This is a genomic window from Streptomyces sp. NPDC038280, assembly GCF_055600045.1.
Genome location: NZ_JBVJYZ010000001.1, coordinates 413,717 through 433,444 on the forward strand (window position 1 = coordinate 413,717; position 19,728 = coordinate 433,444).

Below are 19,728 nucleotides of genomic sequence, written 5' to 3' on the forward strand. Positions count from 1 at the left end.
CCCCCTGGAGGTCCTCATGATGCACACCGAGATCAGTGAGTGGCGGTACACCGACGAGCTGGACGACTTCCTGCTGCCGGCGCCCGACGCCAGGACCCGGCTCTCGTACACCCTGGCGCCCGCCGACCAGCGCCGCGTCGACCTGCACGCGGCGCTGACGGCGGCGGGGATCCCGCCCGGCGCGGGGGACGCCTCCGCGATCGACGCGCTGTCGCTGCTGGACACGACCTCGGTCTCCGCCGTCATCCGCTGGATCAACTGCGGTGCGGGGACGGGCATCGGCCGCACTGAGTGGTGAGGGCCGAACGGAGCCGGGGACCGGCCTGGCCGGGCGGGTGGTGGTGACACCGCACGCCACCGCCGAGGCCGGTGGCACCGCACCCGGTCGCCGAGGCCGGTGACACCGCCCGTCGTCGCCGCAGGGTGACCGTGCACGCGGTCAGTGCACGTGGGCGCCTGAGACGGAGGCCGACGGTTTCGCCGCCCCATGGTGCGGTTCGTACCCGGGGACGGTGCCGTCCGTCTTGGCCACCAGGAACAGGCCCGCCATTCCCATGTCCGAGTGACTCTGGACATGGCAGTGGTACATCCACGCGCCCGCGCCCACATGCTCGCCCGCGATGATCTGGAAGCCGAAGGAGTCGGCCGGGCCGGTGATCTTGTTGTCGATGATCCGGCTGGGGTCGTCCGGGCCGGTCAGGAGACCCGTGCGGTTGTCCGCCCAGCGGTGACCGTGGATATGGAACGTGTGGTAGTACTCGCCGTGCGTGATCATCACGATCTCGACGCGCTCCCCCACGGTCGCCCGGAAGTCCGGACTCTGATGGCCGGGCCTGTTGTTGATCGTCATGTCGTTGAAGACGATGGTGAACTGCTTGTCGGGGAGGATGTCGCCCTTCCTGCGGACGACCACGGGTCCGTACATGCCTTTCCGAATGCCGCCGGTGCCGTGGTCCGTGCCCACGACATGGTCGTGGTAGTGCCAGTAACCGGCGCTGCCCGGGCGCCAGGTGCCGTCCTTGCGGCGGCCGGGAGCGTGCGTGCGCCAGGTGTACGTACGGGTCCCGCCGGGTTCCACATGGCTCTTGTTCATCCGGGTGCCGTCACTCGCCACGTCGTAGTCCACGCCGTGGACATGGAGGCTGGCCGGGACGTCCATGGTGTTCTCGAACTCGATGTGGAGGGTGTCGCCCTCGACGAGCTCGATCACCGGGCCGGGGATCGACGCCTTGCCCTTCTCCAGGCCGTATCCCATCTGACCGTCCGCCAGTTTCTCGGCGTACAGCCTCATATGGCGCACCTGGCCGCCCGCAGGAGCCGTCGGCGGTGGGGTCTCGGCCGAAGCCGCTGACGCCGCGTCGGGCGCGGCCGCGAGCGACAACGATGTCACGCCCGTCACGGCGACCGCGCTCCCGGCCAGCAGGCGTCGGTTGAAGCTCCGTCGGTCCATGCCGAACTCCCAGATCGTGTACGGGGGTTGAAGGGGCGCGAGGGACCCCGGGGACGCGTCACACCGTAGCGGGACGGCCCTCGTTCATCCACACCCAGGACAAAGTTCGCATGGTTACTGCCGTACCTATTGGCGCGCCATCGAAAGAGGTCTAGCTTCGTCGTCGTTTGCTGTGACCTGAGAGGGGTGGGTGAACCACATGCACCGCGCACCACATCATCGGTCGAGATCACGGCGTGGGATGGCAGCGGCACTGGCCGCCGGCGCGATGACGGCGTCCTTGCTCGGCGGTAACGCCGCCAGGGCCATGCCCTATCCGGAGCCGGGCGGTCACGACTCCGCCAGGACAACGTTGTCTCTCACGTCCCCGCCGGGCGGCGCGAATGTACGGGTGCTGGTCTTCCACGCCTCGGCCACCGCCGAGTCGCCGACCGTCGACGCCGGAATCGCGGCGATCGAGGCCATCGGCCAGTCGGGGCCGGCCGCTCAGCGCTTCCGCACCGAGGCGACCGACGACGCCTCCGTCTTCACCAACGGGACCAAGCTCGGCCGCTACAACGCGATCGTCTTCCTGACCGGCGGCGGCGACGTCCTCGACCCCGAGCAGGAGGCCGGTCTCGAGGCGTACATGGAGGCCGGCGGCGGCTTCCTGGGCATCCACGACGCGGCGCGCACGGAGCCGTACTCGGACTGGTTCACCGGGCTCGTCGGCGCACGTCCGGCCGCCGGCGGCCCGACGGCCGCGCAGCGCGCGACCGTCGAGGTCGGTGACCGCCGGCACCCCGCCACCCAGCAACTGCCGCTGAACTGGAAGCGACCGGACAAGTGGCTCAACTGGCAGGTGAATCCGTCGGGTTCGGTGCACACCGTGGCCCGGGTGAAGGAGAGCACGTACCAGCCCGGTACGAGCGCCAACGGCTGGGATCACCCGATCTCCTGGTGCCGTGACTACGACGGCGGCCGGTCCTTCTACACCGGCATGGGCGGTACGGTCGACTCCTTCGCGGAGACCGACTTCCGCGACCATCTGCGCGGCGCCCTGAACTGGGCGAGCCGCATCTCCCGGGCCGACTGCAAGGCCACCATCAACGCCAACTACACGAGCGAGCGCCTGACCCGGCCCAACCAGCCGGGCAGGAACGACCAGATCGGCGAACCGCACGGCCTGGTCACCGCGCCCGACGGGCGGGTGCTCTACATCGGGCGGGGAGGCGCCGACTCCTCGCAGCCGGTCGTCACCGACTGGAACAACCCCGACATCGGCAAGGGCCGGGGCGAGATCCACGTCTACGACCCCAGGACGAAGACCGTGAAGCTCGCGGGCGCCCTGACCGTCTTCGGCAACAAGGGCGGAGGGGACGAGCTGGTCAAGGTCGAGGAGGGCCTTCTGGGCATCGAGCTGGACCCGGACTTCCTGACCAACGGCTGGGTGTACCTGCACTACACACCGCACTCCCGGATCAACCGTGACACTCATATGGCCGAGCGTTACGTGTCACGTTTCACCCTTGACCTCGCCAGTAACACTCTCGACCCGGCGAGCGAGAAGGTGCTGCTGAAGTGGCCGGTGCAGATCCACAGTTGTTGCCACGCGGGCGGTGGCATGGCGTGGGATTCCCAGCAGAACCTGTACATCGCCACCGGTGACAACAACTCCTCCCGCTTCAGCGACGGTTACTCGGGCAACAACCCGGAGCCCGACTTCAAGGGCGTCTCCTTCGCGGACGCCCGGCGCACGGCGGGCAACACCAACAACCTCAACGGCAAGATCCTGCGCGTCCACCCGGAGGACGACGGGACCTACACCCTCCCCGAGGGGAATCTCTTCACGGGCCGGGAGCAGGACGAGGGCGGAGGCAGAACCCGCGGCGAGATCTATGTGATGGGGGTGCGCAACCCCGCCCGGATCTTCGTCGACAAGACCACCGACATCCTCTACGCGGGCTGGGTCGGCCCGGACGCCGGCGCGCCCTCGACGACCTGGGGGCCGGCCAAGTACGACACGTTCGCCGCCATCACCGGGCCGGGCAACCACGGGTGGCCGTACTGCATGGGCAACAACCAGCCCTACCGTGACCGCAATCTGCCCGACCCGGCCAAGCCGCTCGGCTGGTACGACTGCGCCAAGCCCAAGAACGAGTCCCCCAACAACGACGGTCTGGTGAATCTGCCGCCCGTCACCCCGAACACCATCTGGTACTCGCCGCAGGGCGGCGGGGTGGACTACCCGCGGGACGCCAACGGCGTGCCGAGCTACAAGCAGGAGGAGGAGAAGCTGTTGCTGCCGTGGCTCAAGGGCGGCGGGCAGGCGACCATGAACGGTCCGGTGTACCGGTACGACGGGTCGAGCCCGAGCACGGTGAAGTGGCCGGAGTACTGGGACGGCAAGTGGTTCGTCGGTGACTTCTACGACGGCGACCAGCCGCGCCACGCCGTGCTCACCGATCCGAGGACCGTCGGCAAGGGTGGTCTGCCGGTGCACGCCGAGTCGCTCAAGAAGATCATTCCGGTCGGCGCCGACGGCATCCGCAATCTCATGGACTGGAAGTTCGCACCGGACGGTTCGCTGTACGTCCTGGACTACGGACGCGGCTTCTTCACGTCCGACGCCAAGTCCGCGCTGTGGCGGATCACTTACAAGGGCGGCCAGCCGACCCCGGCCGCCGATCAGCTCGCGAGGAAGGCGGCGCGGTGAGACACCGTTCTTCACGGCATTCCCCTGGACGTTCCCTCACCCGGTGGACGGCTCTGCTCGGTTCGCTGCTGCTCGTCCTGGGCCTGACGTCGACCGCCGCGTACGGTCGCACGGACGACTCGGTGGCGGCCGAGGCCCAGGTCCTGACCTGGACCGCCGGCGATCCGATCGACCGGTACCTGTCGTTCCCGACCACCGCGGTGGCGGGCGCGGCGACGATCGTCTTCGAGAACAGCAGGGCGACCGGCAACACCACCGGTATGCCGCACACGCTGACCTTCGACGTCTCGGACCCCGAGTACAACAACGACGTACCACTCAACATCCTCGCCAACCCCGGCGACGACCAGGGCGGTCGGCACTCCGTCGAGGTCACCCTGACCCCGGGGCGGTACTTCTACCACTGCACCATCCCCGGTCATGGCTCCATGCAGGGCATCCTGACCGTCACCGAGCCGGGAGGCGGCGAGGACACGACCGCGCCCGAGACCTCGGCGAAGGTGGAGGGCGAGAAGAACGCCGACGGCGCGTACATCGGCCACGCCAATGTCACCGTCTCGGCGACCGACTCCGGTTCGGGCGTCGACCGGATCGAGTACGCGGTGGGCGCGGCCGGTGCCTGGCAGCCGTACACCGCGCCGGTCACGGTCCATGAGGTCGGCACGCACCAGATCCGCTACCGGGCCACCGACAAGGTGGGCAACACGGCCGTGGAGAAAGCCGTCGACTTCACCGTCGTCACTCCGCCGACGGACGACACGACCCCGCCGGAGACATCGGCGACGGTCAGCGGCGAGAAGGACGAACAGGGCCAGTACGTGGACATGGCGACGGTCACGGTCACCGCGTCCGACACCGGCTCGGGCGTCAACACCATCGAGTACGCGCTCGGTTCGGCGGCGTGGCAGCCCTACACGGCCCCGGTGATGACCCACCAGGCCGGGACGCACCATGTGCGCTACCGGGCCACCGACCGGGCCGGGAACGCCGCCGCCGAGAAGGCCGTCGACTTCACCGTCGTCACTCCACCGGCGCAGGACACCACGCCGCCGGAGGTCACCGCGACGGTGACGGGCTCGAAGAACTCGGACGGCGCCTTCATCACCAGCGCCAAAGTGACGGTCACGGCGACCGACTCCGGCACGGGAGTGGAGAAGATCGAGTACTCCCTCGACGGCGGGCCGTACCTCGCCTACACCGCTCCCGTTCTCGTCGACCGCGTCGGGGCGCACACGGTGCTGTACCGGGCCACCGACAAGGCCGGCAACACCTCGACGGCCAAGCGGGCCACCTTCACCGTCGCCGAGGGGGGCGGCGTTCCGGCACCCGACTGCCCGGAGTACGACGAGCGGCTGACGGTGATCGTCGGCACGGTCGACACCGGCCTGCCGAACCGCATGACGCGCAGCCGGTGCACCATCAACGAACTGATCGAGGACGAGAAGGCCTGGACCTCCCACGCGCTCTTCCTCAAGCACGTCGACACGGTGCTGGACAAGCTCCTCACGGACGGTGTCGTCGACACCCGGGAGCACAAGGCGATCTACCGGGCGGCGAAGCAGTCCGGCATCGGCAGGCCGGGCCAGACGTCCGGGTACCGGGACCTCTTCGACGGCACGGCCGCGTCGTTCGCCATGTGGCAGCACGTGGGCGGCGGTTCGTTCGGTCTGAACGCGGACGGGACGATGACGAGCGGCACCACCAGGGGCGGTCTCGGGATGCTGTGGTTCCCGCAGCGCGCGTACGGTGACTTCTCGCTGAAGCTGCGGTGGCGGGACGACGCGCCGGGCACCGGCAACGCAAACAGCGGTGTGTTCGTCCGTTTCCCGTACGTCCACGACAACCCGGAGGAGTCCCGGCCCGAGTGGGTCGCCATCAAGTACGGCCATGAGATCCAGGTGCTGGACCGGCCGGACGGCGACATGTACAAGACGGGCTCGGTCTACGGCTTCGACCGGGTCGGCCTCGGCGGTGCCGGGGTGACGCCCAAGGGCACCTGGAACGACTACGAGATCCGGGTGGAGGGCCAGCACTACTCGGTCTTCCGCAACGGTGTGCTGATCAATGAGTTCGACAACGTGGGCGGGCAGGACTTCTACCCGGCGCGCGCGGACGACCCGGGCACCGACGGCCGGCGGTACGCCTCCGGCTACATCGGCCTCCAGGTCCACGGCACCACCGATGTGATCTCGTACCGCGACATCCGCATCAAGGAGCTGTAGGCGCGCCGCGGGGCCCGGCAGGGACGCTCAGTCGTCGTGCCGGGCCCTGCTGGGCTGGACCCGCTTCGGCTCGCCCGGCATCTTGGGGTACTCCGGCGGGTAGGGCAGATCGCCGAGGCCGTGCTCCGCCTCGTCCCGGCGGGCCACTTCCAGCAGGGTCTCCAGGCTGAAGCGGTGGTCGTCCATGTCCGCGTGGACGTCGCCGACCCGCGCGTACCGTTCGATCATCGTCCTGATGTCGAAGTCCCGTGGTTCCGCGTCGTCGATCTCCTCCCAGCGCAGCGGGGCCGAGACGGGAGCGTGCGGGCGGGGGCGGACGGAGTAGGCGGAGGCGATCGTGCGGTCCCGGGCGGTCTGGTTGTAGTCGACGAAGATCTTCTCGCCGCGTTCCTCCTTCCACCACTTGATGGTCACCCGGTCCGGCATCCGGCGCTCCAGCTGCCGGCCACAGGCGATCGCGGCGCGCCGGACCTGGGTGAAGGTCCAGCGGGGCTCGATCGGCACGAAGACATGGAGGCCGCGCCCGCCGGAGGTCTTGGGCCAGCCGCGCAGCCCCGCCTCGTCGAGTACCGCCCGCAGTTCGTGGGCGGCGCGGACGGCGTCGGCGTAGTCCGTTCCCGGCTGCGGATCGAGGTCGATGCGCAGCTCGTCGGGGTGGTCGGTGTCGTCGCGGCGGACGGGCCAGGGGTGGAAGGTGACGGCTCCGAGGTTGGCGGCCCACAGCACGGCGGCGGGTTCGGTGGGGCACATCTCGTCGGCTGTTCTGCCGCTGGGGAAGGTGATGTGCGCGGTGGGGATCCAGTCGGGGAGGTATTTGGGGGCGCGCTTCTGGAAGAAGGATTCGCCGGTCACCCCGTCGGGGTAGCGCTCCAGGGTGGTGGGGCGGTCGCGCAGGGCGCGGGTGATCCCGTCGCCGACTACCAGGTAGTAGCTGACCATGTCCAGCTTGGTGTAGCCGGCCTCGGGGAAGTACACCTTGTCCGGGTTGGACACGCGTACGGTCCGGTCCCCGACCTCCAGCTCCAGCGCTGCTGCCTTGGCTGCCATGCCTGTCAGCGTAGGACGCGCCGACATTCCCCGCATACCAGACAATCAGCATATGGATCTGCCGGTGATGCCGCCTGTGAAGCCGATGCTGGCCAAGGCCGTGAAGAAGATCCCGCCCGGGATGCAGTACGAGGCGAAGTGGGACGGCTTTCGCGCGATCGTCCACCGGGACGGGCCCGAGCTGGTGATCGGCAGCCGGACGGGCAAGCCGCTGACCCGCTACTTCCCCGAGCTGGCCACCGCGCTGCTGGAGCGGCTGCCGGACCGGTGCGTGGTGGACGGGGAGATCGTGATCGCGTACGAGGGGCGGCTGGACTTCGACCGGCTGACCGAGCGCATTCACCCCGCGGCGTCACGTGTGACCATGCTGTCGGAACGGACACCGGCGAGTTTCATCGCCTTCGACCTTCTGGCGCTCGGCGACATGTCCTTGCTCGACACACCGATGACCGAGCGGCGGGCCGCTCTCGTCGAAGCGCTCGAAGGGGTCGACCCGCCGGTCCACCTGGCACCGGCGACCACCGATGCCGAACTGGCCCACCAGTGGTTCGAGGAGTACGAAGGAGCCGGCCTCGACGGAGTGATCGCCAAGCCCCTCGATCTTCCCTACCGGCCCGACGCCCGGTTGATGTACAAGATCAAGCACGAGCGGACGGCCGACGTCGTGGTCGCCGGCTACCGCTTCCACAAGAGCGGCCCGGTCGTCGGCTCGCTCCTCCTCGGTCTGTACGACGGCCAGGGCCGGCTCCAGCATGTCGGCGTGTGCGCCGCGTTCACCGCCAAGCGCCGCGAGGAGCTGGTGGCGGAGCTGGAGCCGCTGCGGATGGATCCGCCGGACGGTCACCCCTGGGCCGCCTGGGCGGAGGAGGTCGCCCATGAGAGCGACCGGCTGCCCGGGGCCACGAGCCGCTGGACCGGGAAGAAGGACCTCTCGTGGGTGGCGCTGCGTCCGGAGCGGGTGTGCGAGGTCGCCTACGACCACATGGAGGGCGACCGCTTCCGGCACACCGCGCAGTTCCGCCGGTGGCGCGAGGACCGGGAGCCGGAGAGCTGCGGCTACGACCAGCTGGAGGAGCCGGTCTCGTACGACCTCGCCCAGGTTCTGACGCCGCCCGGGGCCTGATGTTCGGGGGCTCCACGGGTCGTGAGGTGAGGGCGAGCGCGCCGGAGCGAGCGGCTCACCGAGCCGCGCGAAGGGGGCGCACGGAGGGGGCGCACTCCCCCGAACCGGTCGGTCTGGGGGTGAGATGCTTCACATTCGGCGGCCGGGTGGGAGTCGGTGAATCACGCGATCCCGACAGGCTGTTCGGCGAACGTCTGGGCGATCCCGAGGGCCGGCCGACCACGAAGATCGCGCCACGCGGCCCGCACCTGCGGGAATGTGACGGACCGTTCTTGATCCCCTTCGGCGGCCGGGGCGCGGCCGGAGCCCGGCGCCCGGACGATCATCCTGCACGGTTGCGGCGCGGAGACATCCCTGTCGAGGAACACGGAAGCGCGTCCGGTAGGTATGTAGATGACGCCCACCCCCAGACAAGGACTCCACGTGTACGCCTCCTCCCTCGTTCCCGTACCGATCCCCGACAGCGTGGCCGCGCTGATCGGCTCCTGCATGCCGCTGTCCGTCCTGCAGGCCGAGGTCGACGCGGAGTGCGCCGCGCGGGAGGTCCACCGGTTCCGGGGGCCGCTGTGCGCCGAGGATCAGGCGGACCGAGAGCAGGCCCTCTCCGTACTGGCCCGGGCGAACAAGGTACTGGCGGCCCATCACCCGCTGCTGACGGTCCGGCCCAGCCGCTAGGCCGCGGGCGTCACGGCTCGATGAACGTACCGTCCACGTACACCCAGGCGCCGTCGTGGCGCTCGAAGCTGCTGCGCTCATGGAGCGCGCCCGGCACGCCGCCGTGGCTGTAGCGGGCGACGAAGGTGACCGTCCCCGTCCGGTGGAAGGCACTGCCGTCCGTCGCCTGCTCGATCTCCAGCCCGGTCCAGCGCATGGCCCGATCGAAGTCGACGTCATCGGGACGGGTGGCGGGGGCCCAGGTGCGCAGCAGATACGCCTCGTCCCGCACGACGAAGGCGCTGTAGCGCGACCGCATCAGCAGCTCGGCGGTGGGCGCGGCGGCCTCGCCGGAATGGAAGCGCCCACAGCACGCACCGTACGTACCGGGCAGCCCGCAGGGGCAGTCCGATCCAGCGGTGACGGCGGGGCTCCGGGGAGGGGCGGGGCGTTTGATGCGACGGGCCATGGGGCCATTGTCCCGCGCGGGCAGGGGGAGGGCGGCCGGGGCGCTGGGTACGAGCCCGGCAGTCCCCAGCCGGCAGCCCACTGGATCGCGCCATCGCACGATCGCGCCAATGTGCAATGGGGCCCGCGCACGTCTTCCGGGGTAGGGGTGGCGTCCGTATATTCCTGCGCCGGATGGGAGAGTTACCGCCGGTAAAGGGGTTGGGGCATGGACCGTACAGGCAGTACGCGACGCACCTTCGTCACAAGCGCCGCCGCCGTCACCGGCGCGATCGCCTCCGGGGCGGTCACCCTGGGAGCCGCTTCGTCGGCCGTCGCGGCCGAGCCGGGGCGGGCGCCGTCGGTCGCCGTGCTCGGGGGCGGGGTGGCCGGTCTGACCGCCGCCCATGAGCTCGCGGAGCGCGGGTACGACGTCACCGTGTACGAACGCCGCGCACTCGGCGGCAAGGCGCGCAGTATGGACGTGCCCAACAGCGCCAAGGGCGGCCGCAGAGCGCTCCCGGCCGAGCACGGCTTCCGCTTCATCCCGGGCATCTATCACAACCTCCCCGACACCATGCGGCGCATTCCCTTCCCGGGCAACGCCAACGGGGTGTGGGACAACCTGGTGGCACCGGCCGAGATGTCGTTCGCCCGCACCGGCCGCGAGGATCTGCGGATTCCGCTGCCCTGGCCCGGACACAAGCCGGCCGACCTCACGCTCGACGAGATCCGCCGGGCCCTGACCGCCCTCCTGGACACCGCCCTCGGCATCCCTCCGCACGAGACCGCCTACTTCGTCAACCGGGGACTCGTCTTCCTCACCAGCTGCGACGAACGACGGGACGACACCTGGGAGCGCACACCCTGGTGGGACTTCATCCGCGCCGAGCGGATGAGCTACGACTACCAGCGCGTCCTGGCCATCGGGCTCACCCGGAACATCGTGGCCACCAAGGCCGAGGAGGCCAGCACGCGCACCGTCGCCACCCTCCTGGAGGCCTTCGCCTTCAACGCTCTCGGCCGCGGCGCCGACGGACCGCTCGACCGGATCCTCAACCTGCCCACCAATGAGGCCTGGATCGACCCCTGGGTGGCCCATCTGGAGTCACTGGGCGTCGAGTTCCGCGTCGGCTGGACGGTACGGGAGATGGCCTACGGCTCCGGACGGATCAGCGCGGCCGTGATCGACGACCCGCAGGGCGTACGGCACGAGGTCACCGCCGACCACTACATCTCCGCGATGCCGGTGGAACACGCCCGGCGCACCTGGGGCGCCGGTCTGCGCGCGGCCGACCCGCAGCTGGCCCGCTGCGACAAACTGGAGACTGACTGGATGACGGGCATCCAGTTCTATCTGACCGAGCGCGCGCCGCTGCTCGCTGGGCACGCCAACTGCATCGACTCCCCATGGTCGCTGACGGCCATTCAGCAGGCCCGGCACTGGCCCTCCCGCTCCTTCTCCTCCGACTACGGCGACGGCGTCGCCGTGGACTGCCTCTCGGTGGACATCTCCGAATGGGACAGGCCCGGGATGCTCTACGGCAAGACGGCCAAGCAGTGCACCCGCACCGAGGTCGCCCGGGAGGTGTGGGCGCAGCTCAAGGCCGCGTTCAACGACACCGGCCGTACGGTCCTGAAGGACAGCACCCTGCACTCCTGGTTCCTCGACCCGGGAGTGGACGGCATCGGCACGCCGAACCCGACCAACCAGGACCAGCTCCTCATCCACCCGGTCGGCACCCTCCACAACCGGCCGCAGGCCGCCACGACGATCCCCAACTTCTATCTCGCAGGCGACTATGTCTCCGTCGACATCGACCTGGCGACGATGGAGGGGGCGAACGCCTCGGCCCGCCAGGCGGTCAACGCCCTTCTCGACCGCACCGGCTCACCCGCCCCGCGCTGCACGGTCCAGCCCCTCTTCCGCGCCCCCGCGCTGGAGCCCCTCAAACGCCATGACCGCCTGCGCTACCGCCTCGGTCTGCGCAACGCACTCGACCTGGGGTGATCCACTCCCGTCCGGGCGGGCGCCCCGCCGAGTAGCGTGACGGGCATGAAGCTGACGATTCTCGGCGGCGGTGGATTCCGGGTGCCGCTGGTGTACGGAGCGCTGCTCGGCGATCACCGGGAGGGCCGGGTCACCCATGTGACCTTGCACGATCTGGACGCGGGCCGGCTCGGGGCGATCGCCAAGGTGCTGCACGAGCAGGCGGAGGGGGTGCCGGACGCGCCCGGGGTGTCGGCGACCACCGATCTCGACGAGGCACTGCGCGGGGCCGACTTCGTGTTCTCGGCGATCCGGGTCGGCGGGCTGGAGGGGCGGGCGGCCGACGAGCGGGTGGCGCTGGCCGAGGGAGTGCTCGGGCAGGAGACGGTGGGCGCGGGTGGGATCGCGTACGGGCTGCGGACCGTGCCGGTGGCGGTACGGATCGCCCGGCGCGTCGCCGAGCTCGCTCCCGACGCCTGGGTCATCAACTTCACCAACCCGGCCGGGATGGTCACCGAGGCCATGTCCCGGATCCTCGGCGACCGGGTCATCGGCATCTGCGACTCGCCGGTCGGCCTTGGCCGGCGGGTCGCGCGGGTCCTCGGCGCGAACCCGGACGAGGCCTGGATCGACTACGTCGGCCTGAACCACCTCGGCTGGCTGCGCGGTCTGCGGATCGCCGGCCGGGACGAGCTGCCTCGGCTGCTCGCGGACCCGGAGGCGCTGGGCTCGTTCGAGGAGGGAAAGCTCTTCGGCCCGGAGTGGCTGCGCTCGCTGGGCGCGATCCCCAACGAGTACCTGCACTACTACTACTTCAACCGCGAGGCGGTGAGCGCCTACCAGCATGCCGAGAAGACCCGGGGGGCGTACCTGCGCGACCAACAGGCCGGCTTCTACGGCGAGATGGCCCGCCCGGGCACGCCCGCTCTCGACACCTGGCACCGGACGCTCGCCGACCGCGAGGCGACCTACATGGCGGCCAACCGGGAGGCGTCCGGGGTCGGGGAGCGGGACGAGGAGGACCTGGAGTCGGGCGGGTACGAGAAGGTCGCCCTGGCCCTGATGCGGGCCATCGCCCGCAATGAGCGCGCCACTCTCATTCTCAACGTCCCCAACCGGACGACGCTTTCGGTCCTCGACGCGGAGGCGGTCATCGAGGTGCCGTGCTTCGTGGACGCGGGGGGCGCCCACCCCGTCTCGGTCGCCCCGCTCCCCTCTCACGCGGTCGGCCTGGTGACCTCGGTCAAGGCGGTCGAGCGTGAGGTCCTCGCGGCGGCCGAGAGCGGGTCGCGGGCGACGGCGGTGAAGGCGTTCGCGCTGCATCCGCTCGTGGACTCGGTGTCGGTGGCTCGCCGCCTCCTCGACGGATACCTGAGCGAACACCCCCAACTGGCCTATCTGGAAAAGCCGTAGGGCGAGCGCCGAACCCGGCGCACCGCCCGTCGTCAGGGCTTGCGGGCCACTCCGGCCCAGCCGGGGATCGGGGCGTCGCCGGCGACCGGTACGGGCTCGCCGAGCTCAGGATGCCACTCGGCCGTCAGCGAGACTCCGGGTTCGGCGAGCTCCAGGCCGTCGAAGAAACGGGCGAGCTCGTCGCGGGACCGGGGCCGGAGGGTGAGCCCGCGCGCCCGGTACATCGCGGCGGCCTTCTCCGCGTTCTCCGGGTCGAAGTCACCGGTGACCTGGGACAGGACGAGGTAACTGCCCGAAGGGAGCTGGTCCACCAGCCGGCCGACGAGTTCGTACGCGCCGTCCTCGTCGTTCACGAAGTGCAGCAGGGCGAGCATGGACAGGGCGATGGGCTTGCTGAAGTCAAGGACCTTTCCGGCCCTCTCCAGGATCGCCTCGGGGTTCCGGGCGTCCGCCTGGATGTACTCGGTGGCGCCCTCGGGCGTGGACCGCAGCAGCGCGGCGGCGTGTGCCAGCACGATCGGGTCGTTGTCGCAGTAGACGATCCGCGACTCGGGTGCGACCTGCTGGGCTATCTGGTGAAGGTTCGGCTCGGTCGGGATGCCCGTGCCGACGTCGAGGTACTGGCGCACCCCGTTGGCACCGAGCCAGCGGATGGCCCGGTGCATGAACGCCCGGTTGACCCGCGCCATGTCGCGGCCCCGGGCGTCCAGGGTGAGCAGCTGACGGGCCATCTCCTCGTCGACCGGGTAGTTGTCCTTGCCGCCGAGGAACCAGTCGTACATCCGCGCCGGGTGCGGCTTGCTGGTGTCGATCCGTACGGCTGGGTCCTGCCCGGTCATCTCACACTCCAGGGTCTGCGGAAGGGACTGCTGTTACATGTAGATGCGTACGTGACGGCGGGTACCCAGGGGAAGGGTCAGGTGAGGAGGAAGTCCGCCTGTCCGGATTTGGCTCCCTCGATGAACGCCGCGATCTCGCCGTGCGTGTAGATCAGCGCGGGGCCGTCGGGGTCGGCCGACTGCCGCACGGCGACCCTGCCGTCGGCCAGCTTCATGGCCTCGACGCAGCTGCCGCCGTTGCCGCCGCTCCACGGCTTGTGCCAGCCCTCGGCACCGAGCTCCGCGGCCGGCATGCCGTTGTATATGCGATCCATTCACAGCTCCTCGCGGAGACCCCTGAGGATCTCCTTCGTGCGTTGTGCGGTCGCGGCCTGGGCCGCCATCCGGTCCATCACCTCGAGGTGGGAGGCGACCTCCGGGCGCGCGTCGAGGTAGACGGCGCCGGTGAGGTACTCGCTGTAGACCATGTCCGGGAGTTCGGGCATGGCGAAGCGGAAGAGGACGAACGGTCCGTAGGTGCCGGGATGGTGTCCCGTGGCGAACTCCGCGATCTGCAGCGTGACATGGGGAAGCTCGGCCGCCTCGATCAGGCGGTCGAGCTGACCGCGCATGACGTCCGGGCCGCGGCCGACCGGGCGGCGCAGCACCGTCTCGTCCATGATGACCCAGAGCTTCGGCGCGTCGTCCCTGGTCAGCAGGGACTGCCGAGCCATTCGCAGCGCGACGTGCTTCTCGATGTCCTCGGCCCGGCTGTCGCCGACGGCACCGCTGCGCAGGATGGCGCGGGCATAGTCCTCGGTCTGCAGGAGACCGGGAACGAAGTGCGGTTCGTACGCCCGAATGAGGCTCGCGGCCCCCTCCAGGCTGACGTACATGGAGAACCAGCCCGGCAGGACGTCGTGAAAGCGCTGCCACCAGCCGGGCCGGTTGGCGTCCTCCGCGAGGGCGACGAAGCCGTCGGCCTCGTCGTCCGTGATGCCGTACGCCTTGAGCAGGAGCTGGACGTAGGGAATCTTCAGCGCGACTTCCGCGGTCTCCATGCGGCGGATGGTGGCCGGGGCCACCCGGAGGACCTTCGCGGCCTCTTCCCGCCTCAGGCCGGCCCGCTCCCGCAGGTCCTGCAAACGTTTGCCGAGGACGACCTGTCCCACGGTGGGGGCGGACCGCGGCTCGCTCACTCCAGACCTCCCCGACGCCCTGTTCTCGTTGTCCTCGACGGAGTCTGCCATGCGCGCGCCACTGAGGACACCGCACTCTGCAATTTTCACAGTGCTACTTGCCAAGTGTCCGTGACGGGAGGAAAGTGTTCCGGTGAACCAGTACACGCGGCTGCCGCGCACTGTCACACGAGAGGCGACGCGACGTACGGCACTGCTTCCCCACTGTTAGGAATCGGTCGTGGCTTCTGGTAATGCCCTCACACCCTGGCTCATGGACGCTCGGGCACAGGACGGCGACGACCGGGCTACCGACCGGAACACCGACACACGGGATGTCGTCGGGCGCATCGAGCACCACCGCCGCCGGCACTTCGCCTTCGATCTGCCCGCCCGCGCCGACGCGGTCGCCCGGGCCCGGCATCTCGCACACGAGCGGGTCACCCTCTGGGGAGTCGTCGAGGACGTCCGCGACACCGTCACCCTGGTCGTCTCCGAACTCTTCACCAACGCCGTGATGCACACCGCCAGTCGGCGCGTGATCTGTGAACTCCTCTCCGGTGCCGAGCAGTTGCGCATAGCGGTACGGGACGAGGGCGGGCCGGCCGGTCCGCATCTGCGTCTCGGCGGCGAGGAGGAGCGGGGCCGCGGACTGCTGCTCGTCGACGCACTGTGCAGCGCCTGGGGAGCGCACCACACCGGCCACGGAGCGGGCCGCACCGTCTGGGCCGAGCTGGCCCACGGGCTGGAGGAGCCGTGCTGAGGTCCATGGCGACCCTGCTGTCGCCCCGGGCCCGCCGGATGCACGAGGCGCCCGACCGACCGTCCGGACGGGGCCTTGATCACGCATCCGACCTGGGCGAAGTCCGCCTCGCGCTGCCCCCGGGCCTGACGGCCTCGCTCGGGGCCGACGCGGTCGGCGTGCCCGCGCGGCACGGATTCCGGGTGCTCTCGCGGCTGCCCGCCAACGGCTGCGTCTACGCGGACAGCGACTGGTGGTGGTGGATCGTCCCGGCGGGCTCCGACGCCGACCTGATCTGGCCACTGCCCGCCTGCTACGCCCCCGGCGCGTACGTCCCGGACCGCCGCCCCCGCCTGATCCACCGGCCCGACGGCGCCTCGCCGTACACCCCGCCGATCCCGCTCTATCTCCTGACCTGCCAGCTCACCGGCATCGCCCCGGCCTGGACCGTGCCCCCGGTACGCACCTCGCTCTGAGCCCCGTCGGCGCGCGCCCGCCTCCGCGGCCCCCTCCCCCGTCCCGCTCGGGGACAGCGAGTGACCGGGCGTCGCTAGTGTGAGGTCCCATGGCTCCGCGCGGGCCGAGCCGGGCAAGGAGGGGGACGGCAGACATGGGCAGCCTGCTCGCGGTGAGTGACCTGCACATCGGACACCCGGACAACCGGCGGATCGTCGAGTCCATGAGGCCCACGGAGGACACCGACTGGCTGCTGGTCGCCGGTGATGTCGGTGAGCTCATGGAGGACATCGAATGGGCCCTGCGCACGCTCGCCTCCCGGTTCGCCACGGTGGTCTGGGCGCCCGGCAACCATGAGCTCTGGACGCACCCGAGCGACCCGGTGACCCTGCGCGGCGAGGAGCGCTACCGCCGTCTCGTGGAGCTGTGCCGTGGCCTCGGGGTGGTCACACCGGAGGACCCTTACCCGGTGTGGAAGCGTCCGGACGGTCCGCCGGTCACGGTCGCTCCCCTGTTCCTCCTCTACGACTACTCCTTCCGTCCGGACGGAACGGCGACGAAGGAGGAGGCGCTGGCCCTCGCGCACACCAACGGCATCGTCTGCACCGACGAGTACCTGCTCCACCCGAACCCGCTGCCGACCCGCGACGACTGGTGCCGCGCCAGGGTCGCCGCGACCGAACAACGGCTCGCCGCATTGGAGTTGGGACCGGACGAGCGTCTGGTCCTGGTCAACCACTATCCGCTGGTACGGGAGCCGACGCGCGTCCTGCGCCATCCCGAGTTCGCCCAGTGGTGCGGCACCGAGCTGACGGCGGACTGGCACCGCCGGTTCCCCGTCGAGGTGATGGTGTACGGGCACCTGCACATTCCCCGTACGACATGGCACGACGGGGTGCGCTTCGAGGAGGTGTCGGTCGGCTATCCGCGCGAGTGGCGGGCGCGGCCGTATCCCGGGCCGTGGCCGAGGGCGGTACTGCCGGCCGTCCGCCGGTGACGCACTGTCGGCTGTCCCGCGAGGCCATCGCGACGACTGGGGCCGGAGCTGCGGCCGACTGTCCCCGTGCACGGTTACGCTGACACCGATGTTCACCCCACAGGGCCCCACCGTCCGCGAGCTCGCCGTCCAGGCGCTGTCGTCGATCGAGCACGGCTACGACCTGCTCGCCCCGAAGTTCGACGAGACTCCCTTCCGCACTCCGGACCGCGTCCTCGACGCGGTGGAGAACGGGCTACGCCCGCTCGGACCGTTCGGCAACGGCCTTGACGTCTGCTGCGGCACCGGTGCCGGCGTCGGGATGCTGCGACGGGTGTGCGACGGCCAGGTCACGGGCGTCGACTTCAGCGCGGGCATGCTGGCGCGCGCCCGCGCCTCGAACCCCGGGGCCGCTTGGGTGCGGGCCGACGCGCGGGCGCTGCCCTTCGGTCCGGTCTTCGATCTGGCCGTGAGCTTCGGCGCGTTCGGGCACTTCCTGCCCCGGGAGCAGCCCGGCCTGTTCGCCCAGGTCCACGCTGCGCTGCGCCCCGGCGGGGTGTTCGTCTTCCCGCTGCCCGCGCCCCCGCCGGTCGGCTCGCTGCCGTACTGGGCCCTCCTCGGCTTCGACGCGGCGATGCGGGTGCGCAACGCGCTGTGGCGGCCGCGATTCGTCATGTACTACCGCACGTTCCGCCTCTCGCAGGTGCGCGCCGGGCTCACCGGCGCGGGCTTCGACGTGCGCCTGCTGCCACTGCCCGACCTCGGCACGCGCCCGGACGGCAGCCCGCGCTGCCGTCTGGTCGTGGCACGCAAGAGCGCCTGAGCGGGGCTCTGGGCGGGGCAGGGGCAGGAGCGGCCGGTCTCTCAGCCGCCGAACGGGGTCCCCGCGACTCCTTGGCCGATGCCTGGAAGCACCAGCAGGGAGCCGGACAGCGGGTGCGGGCGGGCCTGGCCCGTACGGGCCGTGGTGATGTACAGGTCGCGCAGCCCCGGTCCGCCGAAGGCGCAGGCGGTGGGGCGGCGTACGGGCAGGTCGACGACCCGGTCCAGCTCACCGCGCGGGGTGTAGCGGCGGATCTGCGCACCGTCCCAGAGCGCGACCCACACACAGCCGTCGGCGTCGACGGTGAGCCCGTCGGGAAAGCCGGCTCCCGGCTCGACGGCCGCGAACTCGCGCCTCTCCACGACGCGTTGACCCTCGACGCGGAGTGCGTCCACCCTCCCGGTGGGGCTGTCGACGTAGTACGTGACAGTGCCATCGGGGCTCCAGCCGATGCCGTTGCTCACGGTGACCGCGCCGAGCAGCTCGGTGGCGGCGCCGTCCGGCGCGATCCGTGTGAGGCTGCCGCCGCTGGGCTGTTCGTCGTCGCGCATGGTTCCAGCCCAGAGGGACCCGTCGGGGGCGACGGCCGCGTCGTTCCCGCGTCGCCCCGGGGAGGGGTCGCGCCGCAGCCAGGAGAACGATCCGTCCGGACCGTACAGCCCGATGCCGTCCCTGAGGTTGGCCACGAGCCCACCTCCGAGGCGGGGTTTGGCCGCGCCGATGTGCTGTTCGGTGGCCATGACCGTACGCCGGCCGCTGCCGGGGGCGTACGTGTGGATCCGCGAGCCGTGAATGTCGACCCAGATCAGCCGCTCACCGGCCGGGTCCCAGGTGGGGCCCTCCCCGAGCGAGGCGTACGCGCGCACGGCGACCTCGATCGCGGCGCTCACCTGCCGGCCCCCGCGGGCTGGGGGCGGCTCACCGCGCGGCCCGGTGGCCGAGCCGCTGGGAGAGGTCGGCCGCGCCCTTGGTGGCGAGTTCGGTGAGCTCGCTCTGGCGGTCCTCGCTCCAGCGGACCTTGGGGACGGAGATGGACAGCGCGGCGACGACCCGTCCGGCGCTGTCCCGCACGGGGGCGGCGACACAGCTGACGTCCGGGTTGGACTCGCTGTGCTCGACGGCGCTGCCCCGCGCCCGTATCTCGGCGAGGGCGGCGCGCAGGGCGTCCGGGGAGGTGAGGGTGTTCGGGGTCATGGCGACCAGTTCGCGGGCCTCGATCCGTGCGTTCGACTCCGCCTCGGGGAGCGAGGCGAGCAGCATCTTGCCGACCGCGGTGCAGTGGGCGGGCAGCCTGCGGCCCGCCGCGGAGACCATCCGGACGGCGTGGGTCGAGTCCACCTTGGCGATGTAGATGACGTCCGCGTCCTCGAGGATCGCCACATGCACCGTCTCGCCGCAGGTGTCGGCGACCTCCCGGGCGACGGTCTGCCCCTCGGCGGCGAGATCGAGGTCTTCCGCGTACCGGCTGCCGAGTTGATAGGTGCGCACACCGAGGCGATAGCGGCCGGGCTGGCCGGTGACGGGCACGACATAGGAGCGGGCCGCGAGAGTGGAGAGCAGTTCGTGCACGGTGGTGCGCGGGAGCTGGAGCTTGCGGGTGATCTCGGGCGCGGAGAGGGACGCGTCACCGTGCAGGAACAACTCCAATATGTCGAACGCCCTGGCCACCGCTGGAACAAGTCGCCCCATGATCC

19 protein-coding genes are annotated in these 19,728 nt (G+C 70.6%); 11 read left to right on the forward strand and 8 right to left on the reverse strand.

Annotated elements, in window-relative coordinates; all coding sequences use genetic code 11:
- The first annotated feature begins 16 nt into the window (after positions 1 to 16).
- A complete protein-coding gene (locus ACZ7J0_RS01835) occupies positions 17 to 298 on the forward strand; it encodes a hypothetical protein (protein WP_470883010.1) in 282 nt (93 codons plus the stop codon).
- 141 nt (positions 299 to 439) lie between these two features.
- On the opposite strand, the gene ACZ7J0_RS01840 is transcribed toward ACZ7J0_RS01835, so the two are convergent.
- The gene (locus tag ACZ7J0_RS01840; RefSeq protein ID WP_470883011.1) at positions 440 to 1,450 is read right to left on the reverse strand and encodes a multicopper oxidase domain-containing protein; all 1,011 of its coding nucleotides are present in this window, start codon (positions 1,448 to 1,450) and stop codon (positions 440 to 442) included.
- A 199-nt stretch (positions 1,451 to 1,649) separates the two neighbouring features.
- Between ACZ7J0_RS01840 and ACZ7J0_RS01845 the strand changes: the two genes are divergently transcribed.
- Both ACZ7J0_RS01845 and ACZ7J0_RS01850 read left to right on the forward strand, forming a co-directional pair.
- Complete coding sequence (locus ACZ7J0_RS01845) at positions 1,650 to 4,145, forward strand: ThuA domain-containing protein (RefSeq protein WP_470883012.1); 2,496 nt, start codon at positions 1,650 to 1,652, stop codon at positions 4,143 to 4,145.
- Positions 4,142 to 6,367: an OmpL47-type beta-barrel domain-containing protein gene (locus ACZ7J0_RS01850; protein ID WP_470883013.1), complete on the forward strand. Its 2,226-nt coding sequence runs from the start codon at positions 4,142 to 4,144 to the stop codon at positions 6,365 to 6,367. The genes ACZ7J0_RS01845 and ACZ7J0_RS01850 overlap by 4 nt, the downstream gene beginning before the upstream one ends.
- Positions 6,368 to 6,394: 27 nt before the next feature.
- On the opposite strand, the gene ligD is transcribed toward ACZ7J0_RS01850, so the two are convergent.
- The gene (gene ligD, locus ACZ7J0_RS01855) at positions 6,395 to 7,414 is read right to left on the reverse strand and encodes a non-homologous end-joining DNA ligase (RefSeq protein ID WP_470883014.1); all 1,020 of its coding nucleotides are present in this window, start codon (positions 7,412 to 7,414) and stop codon (positions 6,395 to 6,397) included.
- A gap of 52 nt (positions 7,415 to 7,466) precedes the next feature.
- On the opposite strand from ligD, the gene ACZ7J0_RS01860 reads away from it, so the two are divergent.
- Both ACZ7J0_RS01860 and ACZ7J0_RS01865 read left to right on the forward strand, forming a co-directional pair.
- Positions 7,467 to 8,537, forward strand: a complete 1,071-nt coding sequence (locus ACZ7J0_RS01860; RefSeq protein WP_470883015.1) for an ATP-dependent DNA ligase — start codon at positions 7,467 to 7,469, stop codon at positions 8,535 to 8,537.
- A 393-nt stretch (positions 8,538 to 8,930) separates the two neighbouring features.
- Entirely contained in the window at positions 8,931 to 9,212 is a 282-nt protein-coding gene (locus tag ACZ7J0_RS01865; RefSeq protein ID WP_470883016.1) for a hypothetical protein, read from the forward strand.
- 10 nt (positions 9,213 to 9,222) lie between these two features.
- Here ACZ7J0_RS01865 and ACZ7J0_RS01870 read toward each other — a convergent pair whose 3' ends face one another.
- Positions 9,223 to 9,660, reverse strand: coding sequence for a YchJ family protein (locus ACZ7J0_RS01870; protein ID WP_470883017.1), 438 nt, complete (start codon positions 9,658 to 9,660; stop codon positions 9,223 to 9,225).
- Between the two features lie 207 nt (positions 9,661 to 9,867).
- Between ACZ7J0_RS01870 and ACZ7J0_RS01875 the strand changes: the two genes are divergently transcribed.
- Complete coding sequence (locus tag ACZ7J0_RS01875; protein ID WP_470883018.1) at positions 9,868 to 11,649, forward strand: hydroxysqualene dehydroxylase; 1,782 nt, start codon at positions 9,868 to 9,870, stop codon at positions 11,647 to 11,649.
- 45 nt (positions 11,650 to 11,694) lie between these two features.
- Complete coding sequence (locus ACZ7J0_RS01880; RefSeq protein ID WP_470883019.1) at positions 11,695 to 13,041, forward strand: 6-phospho-beta-glucosidase; 1,347 nt, start codon at positions 11,695 to 11,697, stop codon at positions 13,039 to 13,041.
- 32 nt (positions 13,042 to 13,073) lie between these two features.
- On the opposite strand, the gene ACZ7J0_RS01885 is transcribed toward ACZ7J0_RS01880, so the two are convergent.
- The 3 genes from ACZ7J0_RS01885 to ACZ7J0_RS01895 form a co-directional block, all read right to left on the reverse strand.
- Positions 13,074 to 13,880, reverse strand: coding sequence for an SAM-dependent methyltransferase (locus tag ACZ7J0_RS01885; protein ID WP_470883020.1), 807 nt, complete (start codon positions 13,878 to 13,880; stop codon positions 13,074 to 13,076).
- A 77-nt stretch (positions 13,881 to 13,957) separates the two neighbouring features.
- Positions 13,958 to 14,194 carry a DUF397 domain-containing protein gene (locus tag ACZ7J0_RS01890; protein WP_470883021.1) on the reverse strand — a complete coding sequence of 79 codons (237 nt, stop codon included), beginning with the start codon at positions 14,192 to 14,194 and terminating at the stop codon, positions 13,958 to 13,960.
- Positions 14,195 to 15,058, reverse strand: a complete 864-nt coding sequence (locus tag ACZ7J0_RS01895) for a helix-turn-helix domain-containing protein (RefSeq protein ID WP_470883022.1) — start codon at positions 15,056 to 15,058, stop codon at positions 14,195 to 14,197. It lies immediately after the preceding gene.
- 253 nt (positions 15,059 to 15,311) lie between these two features.
- On the opposite strand from ACZ7J0_RS01895, the gene ACZ7J0_RS01900 reads away from it, so the two are divergent.
- The 4 genes from ACZ7J0_RS01900 (at position 15,312) to ACZ7J0_RS01915 (ending at position 18,034) form a co-directional block, all read left to right on the forward strand.
- Complete coding sequence (locus ACZ7J0_RS01900; protein WP_470883024.1) at positions 15,312 to 15,800, forward strand: ATP-binding protein; 489 nt, start codon at positions 15,312 to 15,314, stop codon at positions 15,798 to 15,800.
- A 38-nt stretch (positions 15,801 to 15,838) separates the two neighbouring features.
- Complete coding sequence (locus ACZ7J0_RS01905) at positions 15,839 to 16,255, forward strand: hypothetical protein (RefSeq protein WP_470884091.1); 417 nt, start codon at positions 15,839 to 15,841, stop codon at positions 16,253 to 16,255.
- A 134-nt stretch (positions 16,256 to 16,389) separates the two neighbouring features.
- Positions 16,390 to 17,232, forward strand: coding sequence for a metallophosphoesterase family protein (locus tag ACZ7J0_RS01910; RefSeq protein WP_470883026.1), 843 nt, complete (start codon positions 16,390 to 16,392; stop codon positions 17,230 to 17,232).
- Positions 17,233 to 17,320: 88 nt separating this feature from the next.
- Entirely contained in the window at positions 17,321 to 18,034 is a 714-nt protein-coding gene (locus tag ACZ7J0_RS01915; protein WP_470883028.1) for a class I SAM-dependent methyltransferase, read from the forward strand.
- A 41-nt stretch (positions 18,035 to 18,075) separates the two neighbouring features.
- Here ACZ7J0_RS01915 and ACZ7J0_RS01920 read toward each other — a convergent pair whose 3' ends face one another.
- On the reverse strand, positions 18,076 to 18,924 hold the full coding sequence (locus ACZ7J0_RS01920) for an SMP-30/gluconolactonase/LRE family protein (protein ID WP_470883029.1): 849 nt from the start codon (positions 18,922 to 18,924) through the stop codon (positions 18,076 to 18,078).
- Between the two features lie 28 nt (positions 18,925 to 18,952).
- On the reverse strand, positions 18,953 to 19,723 hold the full coding sequence (locus ACZ7J0_RS01925; RefSeq protein ID WP_470883030.1) for an IclR family transcriptional regulator: 771 nt from the start codon (positions 19,721 to 19,723) through the stop codon (positions 18,953 to 18,955).
- Between the last annotated feature and the right edge of the window lie 5 nt (positions 19,724 to 19,728).

Excerpts from the sequence above, each read along its gene's own strand:
- ACZ7J0_RS01840 (WP_470883011.1), bottom strand. The coding sequence starts at position 1,450 with ATGGACCGACGGAGCTTCAACCGACGCCTGCTGGCCGGGAGCGCGGTC.
- ACZ7J0_RS01870 (WP_470883017.1), bottom strand. The coding sequence starts at position 9,660 with ATGGCCCGTCGCATCAAACGCCCCGCCCCTCCCCGGAGCCCCGCCGTC.
- ACZ7J0_RS01835 (WP_470883010.1), top strand. The coding sequence starts at position 17 with ATGATGCACACCGAGATCAGTGAGTGGCGGTACACCGACGAGCTGGAC.
- ACZ7J0_RS01915 (WP_470883028.1), top strand. The coding sequence starts at position 17,321 with ATGTTCACCCCACAGGGCCCCACCGTCCGCGAGCTCGCCGTCCAGGCG.
- ACZ7J0_RS01845 (WP_470883012.1), top strand. The coding sequence starts at position 1,650 with ATGCACCGCGCACCACATCATCGGTCGAGATCACGGCGTGGGATGGCA.
- ACZ7J0_RS01925 (WP_470883030.1), bottom strand. The coding sequence starts at position 19,723 with ATGGGGCGACTTGTTCCAGCGGTGGCCAGGGCGTTCGACATATTGGAG.
- ACZ7J0_RS01880 (WP_470883019.1), top strand. The coding sequence starts at position 11,695 with ATGAAGCTGACGATTCTCGGCGGCGGTGGATTCCGGGTGCCGCTGGTG.
- ACZ7J0_RS01885 (WP_470883020.1), bottom strand. The coding sequence starts at position 13,880 with ATGACCGGGCAGGACCCAGCCGTACGGATCGACACCAGCAAGCCGCAC.
- ACZ7J0_RS01910 (WP_470883026.1), top strand. The coding sequence starts at position 16,390 with ATGGGCAGCCTGCTCGCGGTGAGTGACCTGCACATCGGACACCCGGAC.
- ACZ7J0_RS01865 (WP_470883016.1), top strand. The coding sequence starts at position 8,931 with ATGACGCCCACCCCCAGACAAGGACTCCACGTGTACGCCTCCTCCCTC.
- ACZ7J0_RS01905 (WP_470884091.1), top strand. The coding sequence starts at position 15,839 with ATGCACGAGGCGCCCGACCGACCGTCCGGACGGGGCCTTGATCACGCA.
- ACZ7J0_RS01890 (WP_470883021.1), bottom strand. The coding sequence starts at position 14,194 with ATGGATCGCATATACAACGGCATGCCGGCCGCGGAGCTCGGTGCCGAG.
- ACZ7J0_RS01860 (WP_470883015.1), top strand. The coding sequence starts at position 7,467 with ATGGATCTGCCGGTGATGCCGCCTGTGAAGCCGATGCTGGCCAAGGCC.
- ACZ7J0_RS01875 (WP_470883018.1), top strand. The coding sequence starts at position 9,868 with ATGGACCGTACAGGCAGTACGCGACGCACCTTCGTCACAAGCGCCGCC.
- ligD (WP_470883014.1), bottom strand. The coding sequence starts at position 7,414 with ATGGCAGCCAAGGCAGCAGCGCTGGAGCTGGAGGTCGGGGACCGGACC.
- ACZ7J0_RS01900 (WP_470883024.1), top strand. The coding sequence starts at position 15,312 with ATGGACGCTCGGGCACAGGACGGCGACGACCGGGCTACCGACCGGAAC.